This window comes from Pseudomonas sp. 05N433 (genome assembly GCF_056396925.1).
The window spans coordinates 76,229-100,438 of the sequence record NZ_JBFTML010000007.1; the positions used below are offsets into that span (position 1 = coordinate 76,229).

Annotated in this window: 16 protein-coding genes, 1 tRNA gene and 2 pseudogenes; 9 read left to right on the top strand and 10 right to left on the bottom strand. The window is 60.5% G+C overall.

Annotation, left to right across the window (positions count from 1 at the left end; all coding sequences use genetic code 11):
- The 6 genes from AC1DIS_RS04710 to AC1DIS_RS04735 form a co-directional block, all read right to left on the bottom strand.
- Entirely contained in the window at positions 1-1,497 is a 1,497-nt protein-coding gene (locus AC1DIS_RS04710) for a hypothetical protein (RefSeq protein WP_477744029.1), read from the bottom strand.
- Positions 1,494-2,732, bottom strand: a complete 1,239-nt coding sequence (locus AC1DIS_RS04715; RefSeq protein ID WP_477780792.1) for an ATP-grasp domain-containing protein — start codon at positions 2,730-2,732, stop codon at positions 1,494-1,496. The genes AC1DIS_RS04710 and AC1DIS_RS04715 overlap by 4 nt, the downstream gene beginning before the upstream one ends.
- A gap of 33 nt (positions 2,733-2,765) precedes the next feature.
- A complete protein-coding gene (locus AC1DIS_RS04720) occupies positions 2,766-3,221 on the bottom strand; it encodes a cobalamin B12-binding domain-containing protein (protein WP_018929553.1) in 456 nt (151 codons plus the stop codon).
- Positions 3,218-4,441 (bottom strand): MFS transporter, encoded by a 1,224-nt coding sequence (locus AC1DIS_RS04725; RefSeq protein ID WP_064616173.1) that lies wholly within the window; start codon positions 4,439-4,441, stop codon positions 3,218-3,220. The genes AC1DIS_RS04720 and AC1DIS_RS04725 overlap by 4 nt, the downstream gene beginning before the upstream one ends.
- The gene (locus tag AC1DIS_RS04730) at positions 4,434-5,504 is read right to left on the bottom strand and encodes an LLM class flavin-dependent oxidoreductase (protein WP_018929551.1); all 1,071 of its coding nucleotides are present in this window, start codon (positions 5,502-5,504) and stop codon (positions 4,434-4,436) included. The genes AC1DIS_RS04725 and AC1DIS_RS04730 overlap by 8 nt, the downstream gene beginning before the upstream one ends.
- Positions 5,505-5,568: 64 nt before the next feature.
- Complete coding sequence (locus AC1DIS_RS04735; RefSeq protein ID WP_018929550.1) at positions 5,569-6,498, bottom strand: asparagine synthetase A; 930 nt, start codon at positions 6,496-6,498, stop codon at positions 5,569-5,571.
- A 246-nt stretch (positions 6,499-6,744) separates the two neighbouring features.
- On the opposite strand from AC1DIS_RS04735, the gene AC1DIS_RS04740 reads away from it, so the two are divergent.
- The 3 genes from AC1DIS_RS04740 to AC1DIS_RS04750 all read left to right on the top strand — a co-directional run bounded on the left by AC1DIS_RS04740 (position 6,745) and on the right by AC1DIS_RS04750 (position 11,051).
- On the top strand, positions 6,745-8,058 hold the full coding sequence (locus AC1DIS_RS04740) for an MFS transporter (RefSeq protein ID WP_064616172.1): 1,314 nt from the start codon (positions 6,745-6,747) through the stop codon (positions 8,056-8,058).
- 64 nt (positions 8,059-8,122) lie between these two features.
- Positions 8,123-9,565, top strand: a complete 1,443-nt coding sequence (locus AC1DIS_RS04745) for an amidase (RefSeq protein ID WP_086946014.1) — start codon at positions 8,123-8,125, stop codon at positions 9,563-9,565.
- 148 nt (positions 9,566-9,713) lie between these two features.
- The gene (locus tag AC1DIS_RS04750; RefSeq protein ID WP_477744071.1) at positions 9,714-11,051 is read left to right on the top strand and encodes an OprD family outer membrane porin; all 1,338 of its coding nucleotides are present in this window, start codon (positions 9,714-9,716) and stop codon (positions 11,049-11,051) included.
- Positions 11,052-11,149: 98 nt separating this feature from the next.
- On the opposite strand, the gene AC1DIS_RS04755 is transcribed toward AC1DIS_RS04750, so the two are convergent.
- Complete coding sequence (locus tag AC1DIS_RS04755) at positions 11,150-12,367, bottom strand: MFS transporter (protein WP_064616169.1); 1,218 nt, start codon at positions 12,365-12,367, stop codon at positions 11,150-11,152.
- Between the two features lie 320 nt (positions 12,368-12,687).
- On the opposite strand from AC1DIS_RS04755, the gene AC1DIS_RS04760 reads away from it, so the two are divergent.
- The 3 genes from AC1DIS_RS04760 (at position 12,688) to ggt (ending at position 16,921) form a co-directional block, all read left to right on the top strand.
- Positions 12,688-14,745, top strand: coding sequence for a methyl-accepting chemotaxis protein (locus AC1DIS_RS04760; RefSeq protein ID WP_477780793.1), 2,058 nt, complete (start codon positions 12,688-12,690; stop codon positions 14,743-14,745).
- A 116-nt stretch (positions 14,746-14,861) separates the two neighbouring features.
- Positions 14,862-14,938 (top strand) — tRNA-Met (locus AC1DIS_RS04765).
- A gap of 138 nt (positions 14,939-15,076) precedes the next feature.
- Complete coding sequence (ggt, locus tag AC1DIS_RS04770; protein WP_477744031.1) at positions 15,077-16,921, top strand: gamma-glutamyltransferase; 1,845 nt, start codon at positions 15,077-15,079, stop codon at positions 16,919-16,921.
- 75 nt (positions 16,922-16,996) lie between these two features.
- Here the strand turns inward: ggt and AC1DIS_RS04775 are convergent, their stop codons facing one another.
- The 3 genes and pseudogenes from AC1DIS_RS04775 to AC1DIS_RS04785 all read right to left on the bottom strand — a co-directional run bounded on the left by AC1DIS_RS04775 (position 16,997) and on the right by AC1DIS_RS04785 (position 19,347).
- Entirely contained in the window at positions 16,997-17,557 is a 561-nt protein-coding gene (locus AC1DIS_RS04775; protein ID WP_371917775.1) for a methyl-accepting chemotaxis protein, read from the bottom strand.
- A pseudogene (locus AC1DIS_RS04780) lies at positions 17,537-18,313 on the bottom strand (PAS domain-containing protein); the annotation flags it as partial. The pseudogene AC1DIS_RS04780 and the gene AC1DIS_RS04775, both read right to left, overlap by 21 nt.
- Before the next feature lie 118 nt (positions 18,314-18,431).
- Positions 18,432-19,347: pseudogene (locus AC1DIS_RS04785) on the bottom strand (MFS transporter).
- 196 nt (positions 19,348-19,543) lie between these two features.
- Here AC1DIS_RS04785 and AC1DIS_RS04790 point away from each other — a divergent pair.
- The 3 genes from AC1DIS_RS04790 (at position 19,544) to AC1DIS_RS04800 (ending at position 24,102) form a co-directional block, all read left to right on the top strand.
- A complete protein-coding gene (locus AC1DIS_RS04790; protein ID WP_477744032.1) occupies positions 19,544-20,962 on the top strand; it encodes a short-chain fatty acid transporter in 1,419 nt (472 codons plus the stop codon).
- Between the two features lie 153 nt (positions 20,963-21,115).
- A complete protein-coding gene (locus tag AC1DIS_RS04795; protein WP_477748813.1) occupies positions 21,116-22,813 on the top strand; it encodes an acid phosphatase in 1,698 nt (565 codons plus the stop codon).
- Positions 22,814-22,929: 116 nt separating this feature from the next.
- Positions 22,930-24,102: a hypothetical protein gene (locus AC1DIS_RS04800; RefSeq protein WP_018929540.1), complete on the top strand. Its 1,173-nt coding sequence runs from the start codon at positions 22,930-22,932 to the stop codon at positions 24,100-24,102.
- Positions 24,103-24,210 lie beyond the last annotated feature (108 nt).

Genomic DNA, 24,210 nt, shown 5'->3' on the forward strand with positions numbered 1-24,210 from the left:
TTAGCGCCCCGACACCAGTTCAACCACGTTTTCACCCGTGGCCGGGTCGAAACGGGTTATCCGGCCCTTATGCGGATCACCGGCGCGAACCCGGGCAATCAGGCTGCTGTCGCTATCGAAATCGATCTGTTGATGGGCGTACAGACTACGTAGCGCCGGCAACGGCAAGCCGCTGACCTGGTTCAGCCACAGGCTCAGAGCGCTGTCCTGGCGACTACCGGCCAGGACGCCGTGAAGGTCCTCCAGATCTGCCAGGCGCTCAGGGTGACAGGTCGTGATGAAGCTCGACAGCTCGCGGCCACGCTCGACGAAGGGCGCGAACTGCAGACAAGTCAGTTGTATCTCGTCGAGCCCGAACGCCTCGCTGGCGAAACGGTTCGCCAGCGCCCGACGAGCGTCCTTGCCTTCGGCCCCGGCGTAGGCCGACAGTGCCAGGTCGATCAGGCGCTGGGGCATTTCCTTTTTGCGCATCAAGCCCTGGGCCAGCTCCAGGTATTCGCTGATACCGTCATGGTAGTGACGACCCTGTACGTACTGCGCCTTGAGCCCGCGAAAGTGCGCCATCAGCATGGGGTTCGCGCAGTCTGATTCGGTGAAACTGAACGCCAGTTCTTCGAAGCGGAAACCGAGAAACTCGGTAATCAACTCCCAGTGGTCTTCCACCCGGTAGCTCACCAGGTCGTAGATGCTGATGAAGTCCGGGTCGGCGCTTTCGCTGCCGCTGGCCACCCGACGTTCAGCCCGCTGTTCGTCGAAGCCCTCACCGAACAGTTCGACGAAATACACCTGGGCCACACCATCAAGGGCCTGGAGCAGGCCGCGAAATCCCTGGCGCCGACACTCGTCGACGTTCAGCCCCAAACGTTGGGCCAGGCGCATGATCCAAGTGAAGTAATGCTTCTGTTCCTTGCGCGAATCACCCGTGACCACCGCGTCGACACCGCCTTGCCACCAGGCCGCACGCCCGTAGAAGTCGGCGACCGCCAGGTTGCAACTGTTACAGAACGTCGGGCGGCCGTCGCCAGCGGTACGATGGCCGTTCATCAGCACATCGAAGCGGTTCATCGCGCGCACCTGCCCAGGGAATGGCAAGTGACGTTCGAACGGGCGAATCTGCTGGTGATCGACCACCAGCATCTCGACCCGAGGATCGTCATACAGGTGCAGGGCCCGATAGACCCGGTCGATGTTCGCCATGACCGCATCCGGGACCCCGGCGTGACGCATATTGGCAATGCGCAAGAAGAAGGTGCGGCCATGCAGTACGTTCAGGTGCAGTTGCACGGCGCGGATCAGCGATACGGTGTAGGAACTGTCCTTGCCGCCGCCATAGGCCACCATCAGCTTGTAGTCCGCGAGCCCGTCAACACCGCCAGCGGCATCGACCAACCGTTCCCCCAGGGTGGCGACGGCACGTCGGTCCACCGCACTGAGGTAGCGATTCAACTCGCCGAGCAAGGGGGCGTCGGCCATTTCAGAGGTAATGGCAATGTTCATATCGGTTCGGCCTGGAAGTGAAAGTTCTTGATCGCGTGCTGGATGTCGCTCTCGATATCCATTTCGCTCGCGTCGGTGAAAATGAAGCGACCGCTGTGCAGGGCGTCGTAGCTGCCGCCGGCTTCAAGGATCTGTCCGGGCCGGGGCAGCAGTTCTCGCCAGAGCGAGTTCAGGTGCGGGCGCAGCGTTTGCGCCTCGATTACCCGGCATGGCAGTTGTGCCGGTTTGGGGACGACCAGCCAGCCACCGCTGGGATCCGCCTGGATCGTCGGCAAGGGCACGCGCTCACCGGCCAGGCCTTTGAGCCAATGCTCATAGAGGTTCACACCGAAGACTTTGTTGATCAGATGTGGCACTTCGGCGCCGCCCACCCGGGCTCCCACTTCAAGGAACACTAGCGAGCCATCCGCCTCGACGAATATCTCCAGGTGAAAGGCGCTGTTGCGCAGGTCCAATGCCCGCAGGCAGGACTCGCTGAAGACTTCGATCCGGGTGCRCAACTCCGAAGACTGGAGGATCACTGAACCCAGCGGTTTGGCGTTGGCGAAATCCAGGCAGCTGTTGATATAGCGCGACACCACCTGGAAAGGCACCCCGGCGCTGTCATCGGTGAAACCGTCGATGTGATAAGTCTGGCCCTGGATGAAGGCCTCGACTTCATAGCGCCCCAGGTCCACTTCGCTGAGTATCACGCGCAGGGCCTGGGCGTCCTCGACCTTGGCGACGCCGATGCTGGCGGCGCCATCCACCGGTTTGACGATCACTGGATAGCCGACAACATCGGCGAACTCCAGCGCCTGTTTCACGTCATTGCAGCGAATGAACGGTGGCACCGCCAGGCCGTGTTCCTGGAGGACTTCTTTCATTCGTGCCTTGTCGCGGTAAACCGCCACCTGCTCCAGGCCGTGACCAGGAATGTTCAGGGTCTGTCGTACCCACGCCGCGATCTCCAGAGTGAACTCCGACAGCGCGATCAATTGGTCCACGGGACCGACGCGATCGATGATTTCCTGAACGCCTGCCAACAACTGAGGGTACTGATTGACGTCATCGACCTGTACCAGATGGGCGATGTGCTCCCGGGGGGCCAGTACGCCCTCGGCGCCAAGGCCGTCGACCACATAGCTGATCCGATGTCGCTGATGATCGAAGAACTCTTCGTAGCGGGTCAGTTCATTGTCCCAGCGACTTGGGTCCTGGAAACGCGGCCAGCGATTGACGATAACGATATGCATCGATTCGATCCTGTGAAAAAAAGAGGGCTGGACTCAGGTCCAGCACGGTGCCGTGCCGGTACCCAGGACGAGCGCAGGTTTCGAGCGCTCAAGGGTGTTCAGGTAGTTTTCGAAGTTCTCGATGGCGTCGGGGCCGATGAACACCTCGTTGAAACCGGCGGCCAGCAGCTCCTGGCGAACCGCCCGCGTGTGGTCTTCCGAGGTGGTCAACTTGCCACCGATGACACAATGCAGATCCGGGTGCTGTTGACGCACCTGACGAATCAGCTCCAGCCCCTGGAAATGTCCATGGCCGTTGACGCTGCTGACCACCAACAATTGCGTGCGCCGCAGCTCAAGGGTGGCGAGAACCACCTCCACCGGAGTGCAACTGCCGAGGTTCTTGACGTTGAAACCGTGCTCCGCCAACCACAGCTGCAGATAAACCAGATTCCACATGTGCGAATCCGATTCGACGGTTGCAATCAGGCAGTCTTGCGATCCTTTCATTGCGTTGCCTCCATGGCTGAGGGGGGAAAGTCCAGGGCGGTGCGAAAGCGCCGGGTGGTCAGGTTGAACAGCAAGGCGCCGGGGATGGCGAGCAGCAGCGCGAGGGCCAGGATCAATGTCTGGACTCCGTACTCATGGCCGATACTGGCGGTCAGCAGGCCGCCCAATGGGTAGGACAGCAGGTTGACCAGGTAGAACGGGCCCATCACCTTGCCCAAGTGGTCGGCGGCAATCGCCTTGATACGCTGAGTCCGATTGAACACGTTGAACAAGGCACAGCCGGCCATCGCCAGGAGAAAACTGATGGCATAGAGCGCTACACCGCTGGCCGCGCCCATACAGATCAGCCCCAGGCAGAGCAAGGCAAAACCCCATGTACCGAGGCGGTAGATCGACATCCGCGCCAACAGCCGCGGCACCAGAATGAAATTGAGCAAGCCCAGTGCACCGGCCCCGGCGTTCATCAGGCCGAACACCCCGTCGGCGGCACCGAACACGCCACTGATGACAAAGGCATTGGCACTCAGAACGCAGGCAAAGGCCAGGTTGATGGTGAAATTGAGCAGCGCCAGGGATAAGACCGGCGGATTGTTCAATAACAGACTCCAGCCCAGGACCAGGTCCTTGCGGATGCTCTTCGGCGGGCTGGCCGACTGGGTATTGGGCAGGCCTTTCCAACACACACCCGCCGCGGCGAATGCCAGCGCCGCCAGCCCCAGAAGCAGGCGCTTGTCGGCGTACATCGCCAGCAGTGCCGCCAGCGCCGGGCCCAGCGCCATGGCCAGCAGCTCCATGTTCTGCACCAGGGACTGGCAGTGGGCCAGGCGTTCGGGGCCAGCGATCAGCGGTACGCTCTTTTCCACCGCCATACGCACCGGCGCCATCAGCAGCGAGAGCACGATGCCGTTGCCGATCAAGGCCCAGACCGTAAGCATTGGCGCATACCAGCAGACCCCGGCAGTCAACCCCAGGCTTACCGCTCGCGCGGTATTGGCGTGGCGAAACAGCAGACGCCCGCCGAAGCGGTCCGCCAGCAGTCCGGCAAACGGATAGGCCAGCAGTGCCGGTAGCCACTCCAGAGCGAACGCCACTCCGGAGTAACGGACATTGCCGGTGAGCTGGAAGATCATCAACGGTACTGCGAACAGCACCGTTTGTTCCGCCAACAGCGCGAACAGCAGGCCGGCACCGAAACGCCGCAACCGGGCTGTGTCATGCATGCTGGCTTTCCAGTTCGGCCTCGAGCTTGCGCAGGCGTGGCAACACATGGCGACAGAAACCGCGCATTTCGTCACGAGTCGGCCAGCCGGAAAAGATGAACTCGCTGACCCCTACTTTCTTGTATTCCAGCAGATATTCGGCCACTTCCTGATAGCTGCCGACCACGCACAGCGCCGGGCCGCCACGGTAGGCCACGGCACCGGACCAGAGCATTGGCGACAGCCAGTCATGTTCAGCCTTGTCGGCCAGACGGAACGAAGTCTTGACGGCTTCGGAGTCGCAACGCCCGACGAACTGACGAACCCATTCGCGATGCTGCTCATCCGGGTTTTCCATCATGCTTTCAACGGCCGACAGGGCTTGCGCACGGGTTTCCCGAGCCAGCACATGCATGCGAATCCCCACCGAACAACCCGCCTCGAGCACTGCCCGGCTGGCCTCGGCGATACCCTGCGGCGTGTCGCCGTAGCGTAACCAGCAATCGCTGTGTTTCACGGCGATCTGCTGGGCGATTTCCGAAGCGCCACTCAAATAGATGTGTGGACGTTCGTTGTCCTTGAAAGGCAGTCCCAATTGCGCTTGCTCGATACGGTAATGAGCGCCGTGATGGGTCAGGGGCGTTTCGCCTTTCCAGAAACGATGCAAAATCTCGAGGAATTCGCTGGTGCGTTCATAACGTCCATCGTGGGCCACGAAGTCGCCATAAAAGGCTTGTTCATCGGGGGAAATACCGGCGACCAGGTTCAATGCAATACGCTTGTCGGACATCCACGACACGGTATTGACGATCTGCGTGAACAACGTCGGCGGCAGCAGGCCGGGGCGATACGCCAGGATGAATTTGACTCGGCTGGTCTCTCGGACCAGGGCGCCGATCATTGGCAGCGGGTCAGGCATGTGGTAGCTGATACCCATCAGCAACGAGTCGATCCCTAACTCATCGGCTTCCTGAGCGAAGTCGACAATACCGGCAAAGTCCAGGGCACCAGTGTTGTATTTCTCGGAAGCCTTTTGTTGACCGCTGTCGAGCGGTGAGCACCAGTGGATACGCAACGCGGGCATGGTTTTTCTCCAGAGCAGCACCTGCCGCCGCCTGAAAGCGGGGCAGCGCAAAAGTGACGGTGGGTCAGAACAGGAAGCTGGTACCGACGGTGCGGTCGAACAGCGCAACATCGCGGATGCGACGTTTGCCGCAGATAAACTTCAGCAGTCGCTCGATCCCCAGCCCGCCGCCGGCGCTCGGATGAAGCAGGCCGCGCTTGGCGACTTGGAGGTAATTGGCGAAGGGCGCAAGGTCCATCGACAACTCTTCCATGCGGTAGATGATCTGTTCGTACTCGAACTCTCGTTCGGCACCCGACAGGGCTTCGCCATAGCTGTCGGGATAGATCAGGTCGTAGTTGTTGTACTGGCCGCGCTTGCCGGGTGTTTCGCGATCATAGAATTCCCGGCGGTAGTTGGTGACGAAGAACGGCGTGTGGGCCTTGGCCGACATGATCTTCTCGAAGTCGTCGCCATACTCGGCGCGCAACTCGTCCGAGCTGTATATCGGAAAGTGCGTCTCGTAGTGCGGCAGCTGGCGATTGAGGTGGGCCAGCTGGGCCGAGCAGTGTTGCCTGACCTCGGCGAAGGTGTGCTTGATCAAGCCTTCGATCAGCGCCATGACCTGGTGCATGTTGCCGCCACGTATTTCGAAGTCGAACTGGGAGAATTCCAGCAAGTGGTTCTCCGAATCCTTGATCTCGGCTTTTTCCAGACGAATGTTCGGCGCCACGATAAAGATCTTGTCATGACCTCTGGCGGTCAATGCCAGCTGTTTATGGAAGATCATGCTGGCGGTCAGTTTCAGGCGCCGCGTTTCGTACTGGAGTTCAGCGGGGTAGACCGCATGGTTCAAGGGGTCAGTGATGGGCGACATGAGAATGGGCATCAGCTGCTTGAAGTCGCGCTCCAGCAAATATTGTTGCAATGCCTGCAACACGCGACCGCGGATAATCGCGATCGCTTCAACGTCCGGGTGATTAAAATCGTCGAAATTACGCTGAATTTCTTCCATGTTGCGCTCAATATCCAGGGTTAGGAAGTGCCCGATTATTGGTTAAACACGCAAAAACTCAATGTACAGATTTGCCCTAAAAAGCAACCCAGATGCATTGTCTGGTTGTCCCGCCCGGTAATTGGATGGACCATTACCGGCTATGTACCTGATGGCTTCATTCGAACGACACTGCCTGTTCAAGGGCGTGGTTTCGAATGCTGTTTCAGTCGCGAGTTTTCATGAGTTCCTGTTTAGAGTCCCTTTATGACGGCCCACATTGATCCACAACCCGGTCGCTTTTCCCGGTCTGACTACAAGACCCTGGGCCTGGCGGCGCTGGGTGGTGCGCTGGAAATCTACGACTTCATCATCTTTGTGTTCTTCGCCCTGACCCTCAGCCAGTTGTTCTTTCCGCCAGAGATGCCTGAGTGGCTGCGCTTGCTGCAAAGTTTCGGAATTTTCGTCACCGGCTATCTGGCCCGTCCGCTGGGCGGCATCCTGATGGCGCATTTCGCAGACCGGGTGGGGCGCAAGCGGGTGTTCAGCCTGAGCATCCTGATGATGGCTTTGCCCTGCCTGTTGATCGGAATCATGCCGACCTACGAACAGATCGGTTACTGGGCGCCCTTGACGCTGCTTCTGTTGCGGGTGCTGCAAGGCGCCGCTGTGGGCGGCGAAGTGCCTAGCGCCTGGGTGTTCGTGGCCGAGCATGCACCGGTCAGGCGTCGTGGCTATGCCCTGGGTGTGCTGCAGGCCGGATTAACATTTGGCTATCTGCTGGGGGCACTGACCGCAACCCTCCTGGCGCGGCTCTATAGCCCCGCCGAGATACTCGACTTCGCCTGGCGCCTCCCCTTCCTGCTGGGTGGTGTATTCGGGGTGATCGGGGTCTGGCTGCGGCGCTGGCTGAGTGAAACCCCGGTGTTCATGGCCTTGCAGGCGCGACGTGAGTTGGATGCGGAGTTTCCATTACGGACAGTATTGCGCGATCACCGCAAATCCATCCTGCCGGCGATGCTTTTGACCTGTGTGTTGACATCGGCGGTGGTGGTGCTGGTGGTGATCACCCCGACTGTCATGCAGAAGAGCTTCGGCATGAGCGCCAGCCATACGTTCGCGCTGAGCAGCCTGGGCATAGTGTTCCTGAATATCGGCTGTGTACTGGCTGGATTACTGGTGGACCGGATCGGCGCCTGGCGCGCGGTGCTGGTTTATAGCCTGCTGCTGCCGGTGGGGACCGCGGTGCTTTACGCCAGCCTGATCAGTGGCGGCTACTGGATCAGCGTGGCCTATGCGCTGGCCGGCCTGACCTGCGGCGTAGTGGGTGCGGTGCCCTCGGTAATGGTGGGGTTGTTTCCGACCCGGATCCGGGTGTCCGGTATCTCCTTTACCTACAATATTGCCTACGCACTCTGGGCCAGTACCACACCGCTTCTGCTGATCGGACTGATGCCGTGGAGCCCCTGGGTCTGCGTAGGCTATTGCGTGGTCATGGGGGCCGTCGGGGCACTCATGGCGTTGTTCTTCGGCTTTCGCTCCTCGTCGGTGGCTGACGTTTCGGTGGTTCCAGGCGCCTGAGCCTGACCTTTTCGCGCCGCCGGTCGCGGCGCTTGCCCCTGAATACCAAAGGACGGCAATTGGCATGAGCTGCGTCAACGATTTGCATGATCTATCGGCGGTGCAACTGTTGGTGTTGTTCGCCAGCAAGGAACTGTCACCGCTGGAATACTACGACCATTTGCTGGCCCACATCGAGCGCTGGGAACCCCATCTGAATGCCTTGTACGCCTTTGACCCGCAACGGGTCCGGGAACAGGCAGCTGCCGCCAGCGAGCGCTGGAGCCGGGGCCAACCCCGTGGTCTGCTCGATGGTTTACCCGTGACACTCAAGGAGTTGATAGCGACGCAAGGCGACTGCATTCCCCTGGGCTGCGCCGCGACCGAGCTGATCCCGGCCACAGCCGACGCACCACCGGCGGCGCGGATGCGTGAGGCCGGAGCGATAGTCCTGGGCAAGACAACGGTTCCGGACTACGGGATGTTGTCGTCGGGGCTGTCGAGTTTCCACGGCGTGACACGTAATCCCTGGAACCTGGCGAACAATCCCGGAGGCTCCAGTGCCGGCGCGGCGGCGGCAGCAGCGGCCGGCTATGGGCCGCTGCATGTCGGCACCGACATCGGCGGGTCGGTCCGTTTGCCCGCAGCCTGGTGCGCCCTGGTGGGGTTCAAGCCGACACTCGGGCGCATCCCCATCGACCCCTATTACACCGGCCGTTGTGCCGGCCCCATGACCCGCAGCATGGATGACTGTGCGCTGATGATGCGCTACCTGTCCCGCCCCGATGCGCGGGATGCCACCAGCCTGCTACCGGAACAAGGCGATTGGGCCCTGGGACAGTTGTCGGTCCAAGGGCTGAAAATCGGTCTGATGCTCGATCCCGGCTGTGGCATTCAACCAGACGAACAGGTGTGCTCGGCGGTTCGGGAAGCGGCTCGCCTATTCGAAAGCAGGGGCGCCCAGGTACGTCAGATCAAGCCACTGATGGACCGCGCCGTGCTCCAGGGCCTGGATCAATTCTGGCAGGCGCGACAGTGGAGTCAGTTGCAGGCCCTGAGCCCCGAGCGGTTCGATCAGGTCTTGCCCTACATTCGCGACTGGGCGGCAGCGGCCGAGAACCTGAGCGCCGTGCAGGCGGTTGAGGGGTTCAACCAGACGTTTGAAATCCGGCGCCGGGCAGCCGAGGTCTTTCATAATGTCGACCTGGTGTTGTCGCCGACCAACCAGGTCAGTGCCTTTGCGGCTGAATGGGCCTCGCCCACCAATGACCCGCGCCTGCCGTTCGAGCACATCGTCTTCACTGTGCCGTGGAACATGGGCGAGCAGCCAGCCCTGTCAATCAACTGCGGCTTTACCGACCAAGGCATGCCGATCGGCCTGCAGATGATCGCTCCGCGCTTCGCAGACCAGTGGTTGCTTCGGCTCGGCAAGACCTATGAAAACTGGCGCGGCACGATTCGCCACTGGCCCAGCCCGCCGTCTCGCCTGTGGGAGCGTGGCTTGCCCGCGAAGAACGATAACGCGTAATCGCTGAAAAACCGCGGTGCATTCTTCGCGGGCAAGCCTCGCTCCCACAGGATTTTCGTTGCTCAAATTTCTTCACTGACAGCATTAGCGACGTGCGCCTGATTTGTTCCTCTAGAGACTTATCGAAATGGATTTTCGTGTACTTCTGATGGCCGGCATTGCCGTCGGCAGCCCTTTGATTGTAACGGCGGATGAAACGCCGAGCACTCAAGCCCAGGCCCCGGGTTTTGTCGACGGCAGCCATTTGGGGCTGAACTTGCGCCATTACTATGCCAACCAACACACCCGACGTTCTACCTACCTGGGGATCAAGAAAGAAGATGGCCTGGAGCGGACCCGCATCCGTGAAACCTGGGTGCAAACCGCGATGCTCAACTACAGCTCCGGATATACCCAAGGGGCGGTCGGCTTCGGGCTGGACGCTTCATTGTTCAGCGCCATCAACCTGGAGCGCGGACATGGGCGTGTCGCCAATGGTGGCGATCGGGTGCTGGTGGACAGCGATGGCGATGCGCTACCGACCTGGAGTCGTTTGGGTGTCGGTGATCTGCGGCTGCGTTTTTCCAGCACAGAAATCAAGGCCGGTCGCTTGCTCACCGACAACCCGATTCTGCGTTACAAGGACAATCGCGCCCTGCCCTCGAGCTTTCAGGGCGTAGGCCTGTTCAGCAACGAACTCGATTGGCTGTCATTGCAGGCCGGCAGCTTCGAACGGGCGATTCCACGTACTGGTACCGGCAGCGAAAAACTCACCACCACCTTCGGTAACCGGGCGTATTCGGGGTCGCGTATTTCCTACCTCGGAGGAATGGCCAAAACCCCTTACGGTCTGGACGTCAGCCTCTACACCTCACGCTTCGAGGACATGTGGCAGCAGACCTATCTGGGATTGACCCAGTTGATCGGGGATCGGCGCGAGATTGCGCTCAAGACTGCACTGAATTACTACCACACCGGGGATCAGGGCGAGCAGCGCCTGGGCTACATCGACAATGACGCCTTCAGCCTGGCGTTCACCGCATCGCACCGGGCCCACAGCCTGACTCTGGCCTGGCAGCAGGTGTTTGGCGACGAGTATTTCGATTACGTCTGGGAGTCCACGGGCAATTACATGGCCAACTCGTTGTACTCGGACTACAACGGCCCGAACGAGAAGTCCTGGCAACTGCGCTACGACCTGGATCTGGCGTCTTTAGGGGTACCGGGCCTGACGACCAGTCTGTGGCACGCAAAAGGCTGGGACATCGACGGCACCCATTACAGCGGCGACCGTAACGGGCGCAATACCGGTTACAACGTGCGGGGTCTGGACAATGCCAAACACGACGAAAACGGTTTAATGGTGGCGTACGTGGTGCAATCCGGAGCACTGAAAAACGCGGTGTTTCGCACCATTGTCTACAATCATCGGGCCACGGGCGGGCAGATCGACGGTAGCTACGACGAGGTCCGCCTGGTGGCGAATCTGCCGATGTGGATTTTTTGAGGCGGGCTTTTTGGGCCGAACAGAATCATCGGCCCCACTTGCGAAACACTGTGGAAGCTTAGCGAGCTCGCCGGTCCCCACAGTGGAGGGATGTTGGTTCAGACTTTTTTGGTTCTTGGCAGAAAGATCGCCAACACCCCAAACAGCGGCAAGAACGAACACAGGAAGTACACATACTCGATGCCGCGAATATCCGCCAAATGCCCGAGCAACGCCGCACCAATCCCACCGAAACCGAACATGAGGCCGAAGAACACTCCGGCAATCATCCCGACATTCCCCGGCACCAGTTCTTGCGCATACACCACGATGGCCGAGAACGCCGAGGCCAGAATGAAACCGATCACCACACTCAACACACTGGTCCAGAACAGGTCCACATGGGGCAGCAGTAGCGTGAACGGCGCCACACCGAGGATCGAGAACCAGATCACTGCCTTGCGCCCGATCCTGTCGCCGATCGGCCCGCCGAAGAAGGTCCCTGCCGCTACCGCGCCGAGAAACAGGAACAGATGCAGCTGCGAGCTGGCCACCGACAGGTCGAACTTCTCGATCAGGTAGAACGTGAAGTAACTGGTGAGACTGGCCATGTAGAAATACTTGGAGAACACCAGCAACCCCAGTACCACCAACGCACTGATCACCCGGCCCTTTGATAAGCCGTGCGTCGCTGCCTGACCTTGTTTGAGTTTGAACAGGTTCAAGTGATTGGCGTACCAGCGGCTGATCCGGTACAGCACGAACAACGCAAACAGTGCGAACACGCCGAACCAGGCCACATTGCCCTGACCATAGGGAATGATGATCGCCGCCGCCAACAACGGCCCGAAGGCCGAGCCCGCATTACCGCCGACCTGAAACGTCGATTGCGCCAGGCCGAAGCGCCCGCCCGAGGCCAGTCGCGCGACGCGTGAAGCTTCCGGGTGAAAAGTCGACGAGCCGATGCCGATCAACCCTGCTGCCAGCAAAATCATCGGAAAGCTACCGACCACCGACATCATCAGAATGCCGATCAATGTGCAGACAGTGCCGGCCGGCAACAGCCAGGGCTTGGGATGGCGATCCGTGTGGTAACCCACCCACGGCTGCAACAACGAGGCCGTCAATTGAAAGGTCAGGGTAATCAGGCCGACTTGGGTGAAGGTCAGGCCATAGTTGGCCTTGAGCATCGGATAGATCGACGGCAGCACCGCCTGAATCAGGTCGTTGATCAAGTGCGCCAGCGCCACCGCGCCGATGATGCGCATGACCAGCGGACTGCTTTGTGAAGGAGCGGGCGTCGATGTCGCGGCGGACTGAGCGTTGCTGATGGCCATGAGAGTTTCCGTACTGCGGATGGGTGCGCACAGGCAGGTCGGTCAATGTGCCATTTTTCGGTGCAGTCGCGCCATCCCCTTAGCTTGCTAACGACCTCAAAAAAGGTGATAGCGCAAAGCCATGGTCTGAATCTTGCCTTGCTTATCCGCTTCAACGCGGCCCCTTACAAAGGGGACCGAGAATGGGAAGTTTCGCTACAGAGTCGGCCTACAGAGCGGACCAAGGTGAACTTTCGAGGCCTTTTAGAAGGACATCAGTCGCGGTCGCCATGGCCTCGACGCACGCCAATGGTGCGTGGTGTCCAGAGGAGTCATGGGGCATGCAGGCTTTTTTATCACCGGGGATCGGGCTGCTGGGGCGTTTCGGCTTCGCGCGCAAATTTCAGCTGCTGTTTCTGCTGTTTATCCTGCCGCTGGCAGGCAGCTTGTGGATGATCGGCCAGGACTATCGTGACAAGTTGAGCCTGATCGCCGGCGAACGCGCCGGGGTCCGGCAATTGATTGCCCTGGATGCGCTCGACAACTTGCTCGCCGCCCAGCGTGACCGCGCCGCGCGCTGGCGCGCCACCGAAACCAATCGCCAGCCGACACCTGCAACTATCGCGGCGATGGCAGCGTTCGACACGGTTCAGCCGGCCGTGGCCCAAGCGATCACAGACTTGGGCAATGCCCTGAAAACCGAAGGCGCCGAGGGCGAGACCCTCACCCGCTATCAAGCCCTGCAAAGCGCCCTCACCGGCCTGGATTCGAAAAGCCTGAGCAGCGTTGGATGGTGGCCGGACGGCTATGATCGCTTCACCAATGCCTTGAGCGCCCTGCAAGCCTTGCGCGAACAAATCGCCATGGACAATCGCCTGACCCTCGCGCCATGGCTGGAAACTTATCTGCTGACGCAGATTTCCACTCAACACGCACCGGACCTGATCGAACGGGTCGGTCGCCTCGCCGCGGTTGGTCAAGCTTCGGTGGTGTCCGGGCAGTTCACTCTGCAAAGCCGCCTGCAATTGCGCGACTTGCGCAGCCGCATCGGCGATGCTCGGGAACAGCTGGTGAAAACTGGTAGCCTACTGGAAGCCCGCTTGCCCAGCGCCCTGCAAACCTGGGCCGGGCAGTACCATGACAGCCTCAAGCAGCTGGATGCCGGTTTGAAAGTGCTGGACGACGGCGTCTTCGGTGGCAGCATCAACCTAAAGCCCGAAGACTTCGAACGCAGTCTCGACGCCCTCCTCGGTAACCTTGCCTCGCTGCGCCAGCAATCGTTGGTTTCTCTGGATCAACGACTGGATTATTACCACGGCTCGGCCATCCGCCAGTTCATCCTGGTGGCGACAATTTTTGGCTGCCTGCTGCTGGCCGCGCTGTACCTGTTCATCTGTCTACAGGCCTCGATCCGTCGCAGCGCCAGCGGCATCACACTGCTGGCCGAAGCTCTGCGCGACGGCAACCTGAGCCTGCAAGTACCGGTTCAGGGGCGCGACGAACTGGCGGCGATCAGCACCTCGCTTAACGTCGCCGTGGTGCAACTGCGCAACAGTTTGCTGGGAGTCGATCACGAAACCCTGCAGTTGAGCAACGCGGTGCGCACCCTCAACGATCACTCCAGCGGTGCCCTTGGCGAAGTCGAAGCCCAGCAGTTGCAGATCAGCCAGATCGCCGCCGCGGCCACGCAATTGGCCGCGACCTCCCAAGGGGTCGCCCAGAGTTGCGAACAGGCGTCTGGCAGCGCTCAGCATACCCAGCGCATCGCCGCCGATAGCAGCCGTGACAGCCAGCGTACGACAGCGAGTATTCAGCAACTCAATCAGCGGTTGAATGACACGGCGGCGGCACTGGGTCGGGTCAGCGAGCAAGGGCAGCAGATTCAATTGGTGGTCGATACCATTAGCGGCGTGGCCGAGCAGACCAACCTGCTGGCCCTCAACGCCGCCATCGAGGCCGCACGGGCTGGCGAGCAAGGTCGCGGCTTTGCCGTGGTGGCCGATGAAGTGCGCAGCCTGTCGCAACGCACCCAGTCCTCCACCGCGCAGATCGCCGGCACCGTCGACAGCCTGCGCAGCACCGTGAACGAAGCGGTAAGCCTGATGGAAGCCGCCTGCGGCCAGGCGCAATCGGATGCGCAAGCCGTCACCGGTCTCGGCGAACGCCTGGGGGAAATCGCCAGCGCGGTGCAAAGCGTCACCGACACCCTGGCACAAATCGCCACTGCCGTTGAAGAGCAAGCGAGTACTGCTGATGAAGTCAGCGGCAACATCCAGCAAGTCGATCAGGCGGCGGTACGCTTGCTCGAAGGCGCGCGGGCGGTGAACCTCGCCGCGGACACCTTGAGCCAGGGCAGCAAGGCCTTGAGTGCGAATACCGGGAGATTTCAGCTCGGTTGATGCCCTCCCCTGACCCGTTTTTTCGGGTCAGCGGGATAAGCGGTTGAAAGTGTGGAGAAATATTTTAGATTTACGCTTGACGCATCGTCGTTCCAGGTGAATAATGCGCGCCACTTGGCTACATAGCTCAGTTGGTTAGAGCATAGCATTCATAATGCTGGGGTCCGGGGTTCAAGTCCCTGTGTAGCCACCAAGTACTAAAAACGGCTTACCGAAAGGTAGGCCGTTTTTTTATGCCTCGAGAAAAGTGGCGGGCGAACCCTGATTTGCGTAGCACTCCTTCGGCCGATAAAGTCCCTGGACCTTTTATCCCATGGACGGAGTGCCTCGCGTGTTCTCAGCCTTCCACTTGAACCGCTATCGCCTGTCAGCCTTTTCGCTGATCGCCACCGCTTTAACCCTCGCCGCGTGTAACGCCCCGCCCTCTTCGCCTTCGGTCTCGACCTTGCCGGCCGCGCCGGAAATCACCTCCGGTTATCGCACCGACCTGCAGACGCAGCACGCCTCCAGACACATGGCCGCGGCCGCCAACCCGTTGGCGGCCGAAGCCGGGCGGGGGATGCTACGCGAGGGTGGCTCGGCGATTGATGCGGCCATTGCCATGCAAGCGGTGTTGACGCTGGTCGAGCCGCAATCGTCGGGCATCGGCGGTGGCGCGTTGATTGTGCTGTGGGATGGCAAGGCCGTGCGCACCTACGACGGTCGCGAAACCGCACCGGCTGGTGCCACCGAGAAACTGTTCCTGCAAGCCGACGGCAAACCGATGCCTTTCACTCAGGCGCAGATCGGCGGGCGCTCGGTGGGTACGCCGGGTGTGTTGCGGGCGTTGGAGCTGGCCCATCAAAAGCACGGTCGGCTGCCGTGGGCGAGGTTGTTCGAACCCGCGATCAAACTCGCCGAGCAAGGTTTCGCCATCTCGCCACGGCTGCATCAGTTGATCGCGGCCGACGCGTTTATCCAGCGCTCACCGGACATGGCCGCCTACTTTCTGAATGCCGATAGCAGCCCGAAAGCCGTCGGTACACAGCTGAAAAACCCGGCACTCGCCGCGGTATTCAAGCGCATCGCCAAGGAAGGTCCCGACGCGCTGTACACAGGAACCATCGCAAAAGAGATCGTCGCCAAGGTTCAGGGCCATACCAACCCCGGCAGCCTGTCGCTGAGCGATCTCCAGGGCTACAAGGCCAAGGAACGCGCGCCGCTTTGCACCGACTACAAACGCTGGCAGGTCTGCGGCATGCCGCCACCGTCGTCGGGCGGGATCGCCGTGGCGCAAATCCTCGGCACCTTGCAGGCCCTGGAAACCCGCGACCCACGCTTTGCCCTGGCACCACTCAAACCGGTCAAGACCAACAAACCGGCGGGCATAGAGCCAGCCCCTGAAGCCGTACACCTGATCGCCGAAGCCGAGCGCCTGGCTTATGCCGATCGTGCGCAGTACGTTGCCGACACCGACTTCGTACCCGTACCGGTCAAAGGGCTGGTCGACCCGACTTACCTGGCCAGCCGCGCCGCCTTGATAGGTGATCGCAGCATGGGCCAGGCCAAACCCGGCACCCCGCCGGGCATTCAGGTCGCCTACGCGCCGGACCGCTCGCCGCTGCGCATCTCCACCTCGCAGGTGGTGGCAGTCGATGACGAGGGCGATGCCGTGTCCATGACCACCACCGTGGAAGCGGCATTCGGCTCACACTTGATGGTCCAGGGTTTTCTGCTCAACAACCAGATGACCGACTTTTCGTTCATCCCCGAAGAGCAAGGGCAAAAAGTCGCCAACCGCGTCGAACCCGGCAAACGCCCGCGCTCGTCCATGGCACCAACGCTGATCTTCGACCGCCAGAGCGGCGAGTTCCTGGCCACCGTCGGCTCCCCTGGCGGCTCGCAGATCATCGAGTACGTGGCCAAATCCACCATTGGCCTGCTCGACTGGAACCTCGACCCACAGGCCGCCATCAACCTGCCCAATTTCGGCAGCCGCAACGGCCCGACCGAACTGGAACAGGGTCAGTTCAGCCCGGCACTGATTCAGGCACTGAAGGACAAAGGGCACAGCGTGGGCGAGATCGACATGACTAGCGGGACTCAGGCGATTGTTCGAGTCAAGGATGCGCAGGGGAAAGCCGCGTTGGCCGGCGGGGCCGATCCACGGCGTGAGGGGGAAGCGTTGGGGGATTGAGTCTTACGCAGGAATGAGGAAAGGCTTACCGGGAGGTAGGCCTTTTTGAGGACTACCCGCGCCGGATAGATAGCATCAAGTCGATAATTGGTTGGCAAACTGCCCGACTGCGTTCACCACTTTCTGCGCACCGTCCTGGATCTCGACGATCACCGTGCCCGCCTCCGCCGCCAGCGCCAGGCCTTGTTCAGCCTGGAGCTTGCCGTCAGTCATGAGCGCCACGGCGTTGCGCGCCATGTCCTGGTTCTGACGCACGACGCCGACAATTTCATCGGTCGCCTGACTGGTGCGCGAGGCTAATTGCCGGACTTCGTCCGCCACCACGGCAAACCCACGTCCCTGTTCACCGGCACGAGCCGCTTCGATGGCCGCGTTGAGCGCCAGCAGGTTGGTCTGCTCGGCGATGCCGCTGATGGTTTTGACGATGGTGCCGATCACCAGCGATTGCTCGTTCAGTGCTTCGATACCTTCGCCAGCGGTTTGCATGTGTTTGGCCAGGTCACGCATCACGTCTACAGCTTGGGTCACCACGGCAGTTCCGCGCTGTGCACTCTGGTCGGTTTGCTGAGAAGTGCTGTAGGCAATGTTGGCCGCCTCCGCGACAGCCTGCTCCTGATGCACCTGATCGGTAACCACCGTGGCGAACTTCACCACTTTGTAGAGCTTGTTGTTGGCGTCGAGCACCGGGTTGTAGGAAGCCTCCAGCCAGACCACGCGACCGTGGCTGTCGACACGCTTGAAACGATCAGCGACGAACTCGCCAGCGTTCAGACGGCGCCAGAAGTTCTGATACTCAGCGCTGTTGTATTCCTCTGGCTCACAGAAGATGCGGTGATGTTTACCTTGGATCTGCGCCAGGCTGTAACCCATGCCACTGAGGAAACGCTCGTTGGCCATCAGCACGTTGCCATTGAGGTCGAACTCGATCACTGCCGTCGAACGCACCAGCGCGCCAATCAGGTTTTCATGCTCACGGGACGCCTCGATGGTACGGGTCAGGTCGCTGGAGTAAATCGAGAAGTTCTTGATACGGCCGTCCGAGGAGCGCACCGGCTGCATGATCGAACGCAACCAGGCTTCGGCACCGTTGCCGCGTAGCAAACGGACCGCGCCGGCAAAGTGCTCACCACGGGTCAGCGCGGCCTTGAAACGGTTATGGAATTCATCCGATTTCACATGGACCGGAACAAGGTCTTCGATGTGCCGGCCGATCAGATCATTGCTTTTGTAGAGCATCTCACTGACGAAGTTTTGGTTGACCGATTGAATTCGCCCATCGGAGTCAAGAGTCAGGACCAGCATCTCGCTTTCCAGACTCTCCTTGACTTGCAGAAGGCTGGAGAGTTCTTCGCGAAGAGCCGACAGCTCCTGCTTCAAGCGTTTATTGAACATGGGAAGCACCGATGGACAGAGATAAAAAGCGGCTTACAGCCTAGCCATCGGCTTTGCAGGTATTTTCTGAAGAGTGTTGCAGGGTTGTCCTACAAAAATAGTCGCGGCACAAACGGCCTCATGCCGCGCCAGCCACCGAACAGCGCCCGACTCGCGGCATTCGCGCACCGAAATACACCGCGCTGCTGATGCCCACGGCCCCCATCACCGCGCAGAAGATCACACAAATCCACGGACTCCATGGCATCAGACCGATCAACAGCAGCGGTGTGACACTCGCCCAGGCGGCGTAGGCAATGTTGTAGGTGAAGGAAATCCACCGTGCGCAGCGGCAGTTCGACAGCGGCCTCGCGCTGGGCCTGCATCGCCATGAACACCGGGGTTTCGCTGAGCCAGCGGCGCAGCCAGACACCGATCACGCCAAACACACCGCCCAGCAGAAACGGGTAACGCCAGGCGTAATCGAGGATTTGCGCCGAGGTGAACGCCTGAGCCAGAAAAGTCGCCGTCAAGGCGCCGATCAGGTAACCGAAGGTCAGCCCCGCTTGCAGGAAACCGAGGGCATAACCGCGATGTCCGACCGGCGCGTGCTCAGCGACGAACACCCAGGCACTCGGCACCTCACCACCCACCGCCGCGCCTTGCAGGACCCTCAGGGCCAACAGCAACAGTGGTGCGAAATAGCCGATCTGGGCGTAGGTCGGCATGATCCCGATCAGCAAGCACGGCAACGCCATCATCAGAATGCTCAGGCTGAACACCTTCTTGCGTCCCAACCGGTCAGCGAAATGCGCCATCAGGATCCCGCCCAACGGACGCGCGAGGTAGCCCGTGACGAAGATCCCGAAGCTTTGCAGCAGACGCAGCCACTCGGGCATTTCCGGCGGGAAGAACAGCTGGCTGAGGGTCAGCGCGAAGAATACGAAAATAATGAAGTCGTAGATTTCCAGCGCACCGCCCAAGGCTGCAAGCCCCAGGGTCTTGTAGTCCGAGCGAGTGAAGGGCGCCGGGCGCGCATTGATGTTGGCCGTCATGTAAAAGGACTCTGGCAGGCAAAAAACCAAGGCGCCCACGGTCTACGCAAATGCGCTTGTGGACAACCCGTTAGACCATAGTCCCAAACGCCCCAAACAGCGTCCCTGCAACGGGCCGATTGATTTACTGTTGGCACCGACCGGATGGGCCATTGCGCCCTGAACCCCACAATAAACATAAAAACGAGGTACTCCCGTGGCCGCTGATATCGAAGATAGCCGCTATGCGCGCTTTGCCCTGCATTGTTCAAACTTTGCCGAACGTTGGTTTCCCGACTCCTGGGTATTCGCCGCGCTGGCAGTGATCATCGTCGCCGTGGCGACCATGGCCATGGGCGCCAAACCCATCGACGCCGCCATGGCCTTCGGTGACGGTTTCTGGAGCCTGATTCCGTTCACCATGCAGATGGCATTCGTGGTGATCGGCGGTTACGTGGTCGCCAGTTCGCCACCGGCGGTGAAACTGATCGATCGCCTGGCACGGGTCCCGAAAAACGGCCGTTCCGCCGTGGCCTGGGTGGCGCTGATTTCCATGGTCGCGTCGTTGCTGAACTGGGGGCTGTCACTGGTATTCGGCGGACTGCTGGTACGTGCCCTCGCCCGCCGTACCGATCTGAAAATGGATTACCGAGCCGCCGGTGCCGCCGCCTATCTTGGTCTGGGCGCGGTCTGGGCCTTGGGTCTGTCGTCGTCCGCGGCACAATTGCAAGCCAACCCCGCCAGTTTGCCGCCATCGATTCTGTCGATCACGGGCGTCATTCCCTTCACTCAAACGATCTTTCTCTGGCAGTCGGGTGCGCTGTTGCTGGCACTGACCGTGGTCTCACTAATCGTTGCCTACGCCACCGCGCCCGGCCCCGCGACAGCCCGTGACGCCAAAGCCTGCGGTATCGATCCGGGTTTCAGTCTGCCGGCGCCAGCACCGCGTACCCGCCCTGGTGAATGGCTGGAATACAGCCCGCTGCTGACGATTCTGCTGGCATTGCTGGCGGCCGGATGGCTGTTCCATGAGTTTGCGACCAAACCGGCGATCAGCGCGATTTCCGGACTGAACACCTACAACTTCCTGTTCCTGATGCTCGGCGCGCTGCTGCACTGGCGCCCGCGCAGCTTCCTCGATGCGGTGGCCCGTGCGGTGCCGACCACCACCGGCGTGCTGATCCAGTTCCCGCTGTACGGCTCGATCGCTGCCCTGATGACGGTGGTCAAGGGCACCGACGGACAATCATTGGCCCACCACATCTCGACCTTTTTCGTACAAATTGCGTCCCACGACACCTACGCCCTGCTGATGGGCGTGTACTCGGCCATCCTCGGTTTCTTCATCCCGTCCGGTGGTGGCAAATGGATCATTGAAGCGCCGTATGTCATGCAAGTGGCCAACGACCTGAACTATCACCTGGGCTGGGCCGTGCAGATCTACAACGCCGCCGAAGCCCTGCCGAACCTGATCAACCCGTTCTACATGCTGCCGCTACTGGGCGTGCTCGGGTTGAAGGCCCGGGATCTGATCGGGTTTTCGTTCGTGCAGCTGCTGGTGCACACGCCACTGGTGCTGTTTCTGCTGTGGGCGCTAGGGACGACGCTTACGTATATGGCGCCGGTAGTGCCTTGACGCCGACCTTCAATCCACTACCAATCCAGTGTGGAAGCGGGCTGCTTCCACACTGGCGACTTATTGTTTTCACAAACGTAACCCCTCTGTCACACCTCGCTGCTAGCGTCCCGCCGAAACATATTGAAACAACTTAGCAAGACGGAACTCGCCATGAACGATGAAGAAAACCGCAACGACGCCTCTTCCCCGCAAACAGATACGCCCACCGACACCAGTCGCCGCCGCTTCCTGGGTGGCGTGGCGGTACTCGGTGTCGGCGCGACCCTCAGCGCTTGTGGCAGTCATGGCGATGAGTCGGATAAACCGCTCGAACGCCTGCTTTCACCTGTCGAATTGGACAAAGCCCTATGCGACCAGGTGAAAACCGTAGTGGTGATCTACGCCGAGAACCGTAGTTTCAATAACCTGTTCGGCGACTTCCCTGGCGTCGAGAAACCGCTCTCGGGCCTCAAGCCCGTCGAATATCAGCAGCGCGATCGCGATGGCAGCCTGTTGCAGACCCTGCCGCCAGTCTGGGGCGGCGTGCTGCAGATCGGCCCGCAAACCCTCGATGGCGTGACTTACCCCAGCGCATCCCAGTTCCAGGAACACCTGCCTAACGCGCCCTTCGCCCTCAAAGGTCCGAACGCAGAAGACTTGCCGTTCGGTCTGGTGACGCGCGACCTGTGGCATGCGTTCTATCAGAACCAGATGCAGATCAACGGTGGCAAAAATGACGGCTTTGTCGCCTGGGGCGACTCCGGTGGCCTGCCCATGGGGCATTACGCCCAGAGTCGATATTCCCTGCGGTTGTGGGACGTTGCCCAAGAATTTGTGCTCTGCGATAACTTTTTCCAGGGGGCTTTCGGCGGCTCGTTTCTCAACCATCAATACCTGATCAGCGCCACCGCGCCGTTCTATCCGGACGCCGTCAACTCGGTGGCCAAGACACAAATCGCCACGCTGCAAAGCGATGATCCGGCCGACCCACGCCTCAAGCCCCTGGAACAATCCCCAGCCAGCGCCATGACCGGCCCACCCCAATTCGGCCCCAGCGCGCTGACGCCGGACGGCTATGGGGTCAACACGCTCGCTCCGCCGTACTGGCCGACCTGGATTCGCGACCCGGAGCGTCCTGCGTACGCCAAACCAGACCTGCCGAACGTCATTGTCCCCCAGACCCACGAGCACATAGGCGACAAGCTCTCGAAGAAAAACATCGACTGGGCCTGGTATGCCGGAGGTTGGCAGGCGACGCTGGATCAGTACAAGGACTCTGGCGGTATTCCGAAAATCCCGAACTTCCAGTACCACCACCAACCGTTCAACTACTTCAAGCAGCAGGGGCCGGAAAACCCGCTGGAGCGCGGTAAACGTCTACGGGATGCGGGGCTGGGCGATGAATCGAATACCAACAAGTTCTTTGCCGATGCCGAGGCGGGCAAGCTGCCGGCGGTGAGTTTCTATAAACCCCAGGGCAACCTGAACATGCACGCCGGTTACGCCGATGTAGCGTCCGGCGACCGGCACATCGTCCGCGCCCTGAAAGTGCTGCGGGAAAGCCCGCAGTGGAAAAACATGGTGGTCGTGGTCACGGTCGATGAGAACGGCGGTTGGTGGGATCACGTCGCACCGCCCAAGGGCGACCGCTGGGGACCGGGCTCGCGGGTACCGACGCTGGTAGTTTCGCCGTTTGCGCGCAAGGGCATGGTGGATCACACGGTCTATGACACTGGCTCGATTCTGCGGTTGATCACCCGGGTGTTTCAGCTTGAAAAGCTCGATGGCCTCAGGCAGCGGGACGATGCAATGATTGCCCGTGGCCAGAAACCCATGGGCGATTTGAGCAATACACTGCACTTTGCCTGATGAAAAAGGGGCTCTGACTGGCGCTCTTTTCACTTGTGTACTAGACCGTTCGACACAACTAGTTCCAGTATGTACCCGCCCCACCTCCGAGGGCTCACGCTGAAAAGGATCTGAGCATGTTCAAACTCGCAGGATTCACCCTCGCCGCGCTCACCCTGAGCGCCGCCGCTCACGCCGATGTCGATCTGAATCTGGGCAGTACCGAGCGCGTTACCCGGCTGTTCGCCTACCCCAACAACTGTAATGTCATCTGCTTCCGCAACTGGACACTGGAGCAGACCGTCGAGCATTACCTGACCCAAAGCGTACAGCGCGATGGCTACAAGACCGCAAAAGTGCTGGTCAAAACCGAAAACAAGCAGCTTCACGCCCATATCAGCGGTGTGCCCAAAGGCTATGACAAGCCACTGACCGCACTGCTCAATGCTGGGGATTTGGCCTACAACGGTGCCAACAAGCTGAGTGCCGATGGCAAATGGACCTATAACTGGTACCTGTTCCTGCCGCTGGGCATGGCGCTGGAAAACCGCAAAAGCGTCGAACTGCTGCACTTCCCGCCAGATTATTCCCTGACCCAGGCCCAGGACTATCTGGAGTCCAAGACCACCGACCGCTGGGCCGCGCTGCTGACCGCCAACAACATTCCCGCCGACCAGACGCCGGCCTATCAGACCATCATCGACATCGCGCCGATTGCCGCGCCGTCCACCGCCGGCAAGGATCTGGAAGGCGTCTACAACTACTTCACGGACTACCAGACCACCATGGTCAAGGAAGTCAGCCAGAATGCCAAAGGTGCAGCATTGCCAATGGTCGCCTTTGGTTCACCGGTGCGTAACTGGATCAAGCAACAATACGGGCAGACCGTAGAAATATTGGGCCTGGCAACCATCAGCCCGAGCAAGGGGGTGACGGTACCCGTACTGGGTTCCAACCACCCGAGCTACATCTGGTACGCCGCCGACCCCGAAGCCTATAGCGGCGACGATGCGCAGGCCAAGGCCGACGCCGCGGGGCTGAAAGTCATGGGGCAGGATTTGAGTGCCGCGTGCTGGCAGGCCGGAATGGGCAGCAAACCGGGCACTGACCCTACCGCTCAGCTGAAAAGCTGCACTCAGACCTGGCAAGTGACCCAGAAAGAAAAAACCTGCGAACTGTTCTACACCTCGATTCGCAACCTGACGCCTGAGCAAGCGGTGGCCAAATGCTCGACAGCGCCGGTCAAATCCGAGCTGAAACAGCTGCAGACCCCGGCCCTTATGACCTCCGCATCTGCCCCACACTTGTAAAACGAAGGAAGTCTTTCCCGCGTGAGCCATGGCTGACGCGGGAAAGAGCTTTTCTCGACTGTCATATCTGACAGTAGACCGGTTATCTCATTTGCGAGAGGCTTGTGT

Bases quoted from the DNA above. Each gene is read 5' to 3' on its own strand.
- AC1DIS_RS04710 (WP_477744029.1), bottom strand. From the start codon at position 1,497: ATGAACATTGCCATTACCTCTGAAATGGCCGACGCCCCCTTGCTCGGC.
- AC1DIS_RS04720 (WP_018929553.1), bottom strand. From the start codon at position 3,221: ATGAAAGGATCGCAAGACTGCCTGATTGCAACCGTCGAATCGGATTCG.
- AC1DIS_RS04725 (WP_064616173.1), bottom strand. From the start codon at position 4,441: ATGCATGACACAGCCCGGTTGCGGCGTTTCGGTGCCGGCCTGCTGTTC.
- AC1DIS_RS04730 (WP_018929551.1), bottom strand. From the start codon at position 5,504: ATGCCCGCGTTGCGTATCCACTGGTGCTCACCGCTCGACAGCGGTCAA.
- AC1DIS_RS04735 (WP_018929550.1), bottom strand. From the start codon at position 6,498: ATGGAAGAAATTCAGCGTAATTTCGACGATTTTAATCACCCGGACGTT.
- AC1DIS_RS04740 (WP_064616172.1), top strand. From the start codon at position 6,745: ATGACGGCCCACATTGATCCACAACCCGGTCGCTTTTCCCGGTCTGAC.
- AC1DIS_RS04745 (WP_086946014.1), top strand. From the start codon at position 8,123: ATGAGCTGCGTCAACGATTTGCATGATCTATCGGCGGTGCAACTGTTG.
- AC1DIS_RS04750 (WP_477744071.1), top strand. From the start codon at position 9,714: ATGGCCGGCATTGCCGTCGGCAGCCCTTTGATTGTAACGGCGGATGAA.
- AC1DIS_RS04755 (WP_064616169.1), bottom strand. From the start codon at position 12,367: ATGGCCATCAGCAACGCTCAGTCCGCCGCGACATCGACGCCCGCTCCT.
- AC1DIS_RS04760 (WP_477780793.1), top strand. From the start codon at position 12,688: ATGCAGGCTTTTTTATCACCGGGGATCGGGCTGCTGGGGCGTTTCGGC.
- AC1DIS_RS04795 (WP_477748813.1), top strand. From the start codon at position 21,116: ATGAACGATGAAGAAAACCGCAACGACGCCTCTTCCCCGCAAACAGAT.
- AC1DIS_RS04800 (WP_018929540.1), top strand. From the start codon at position 22,930: ATGTTCAAACTCGCAGGATTCACCCTCGCCGCGCTCACCCTGAGCGCC.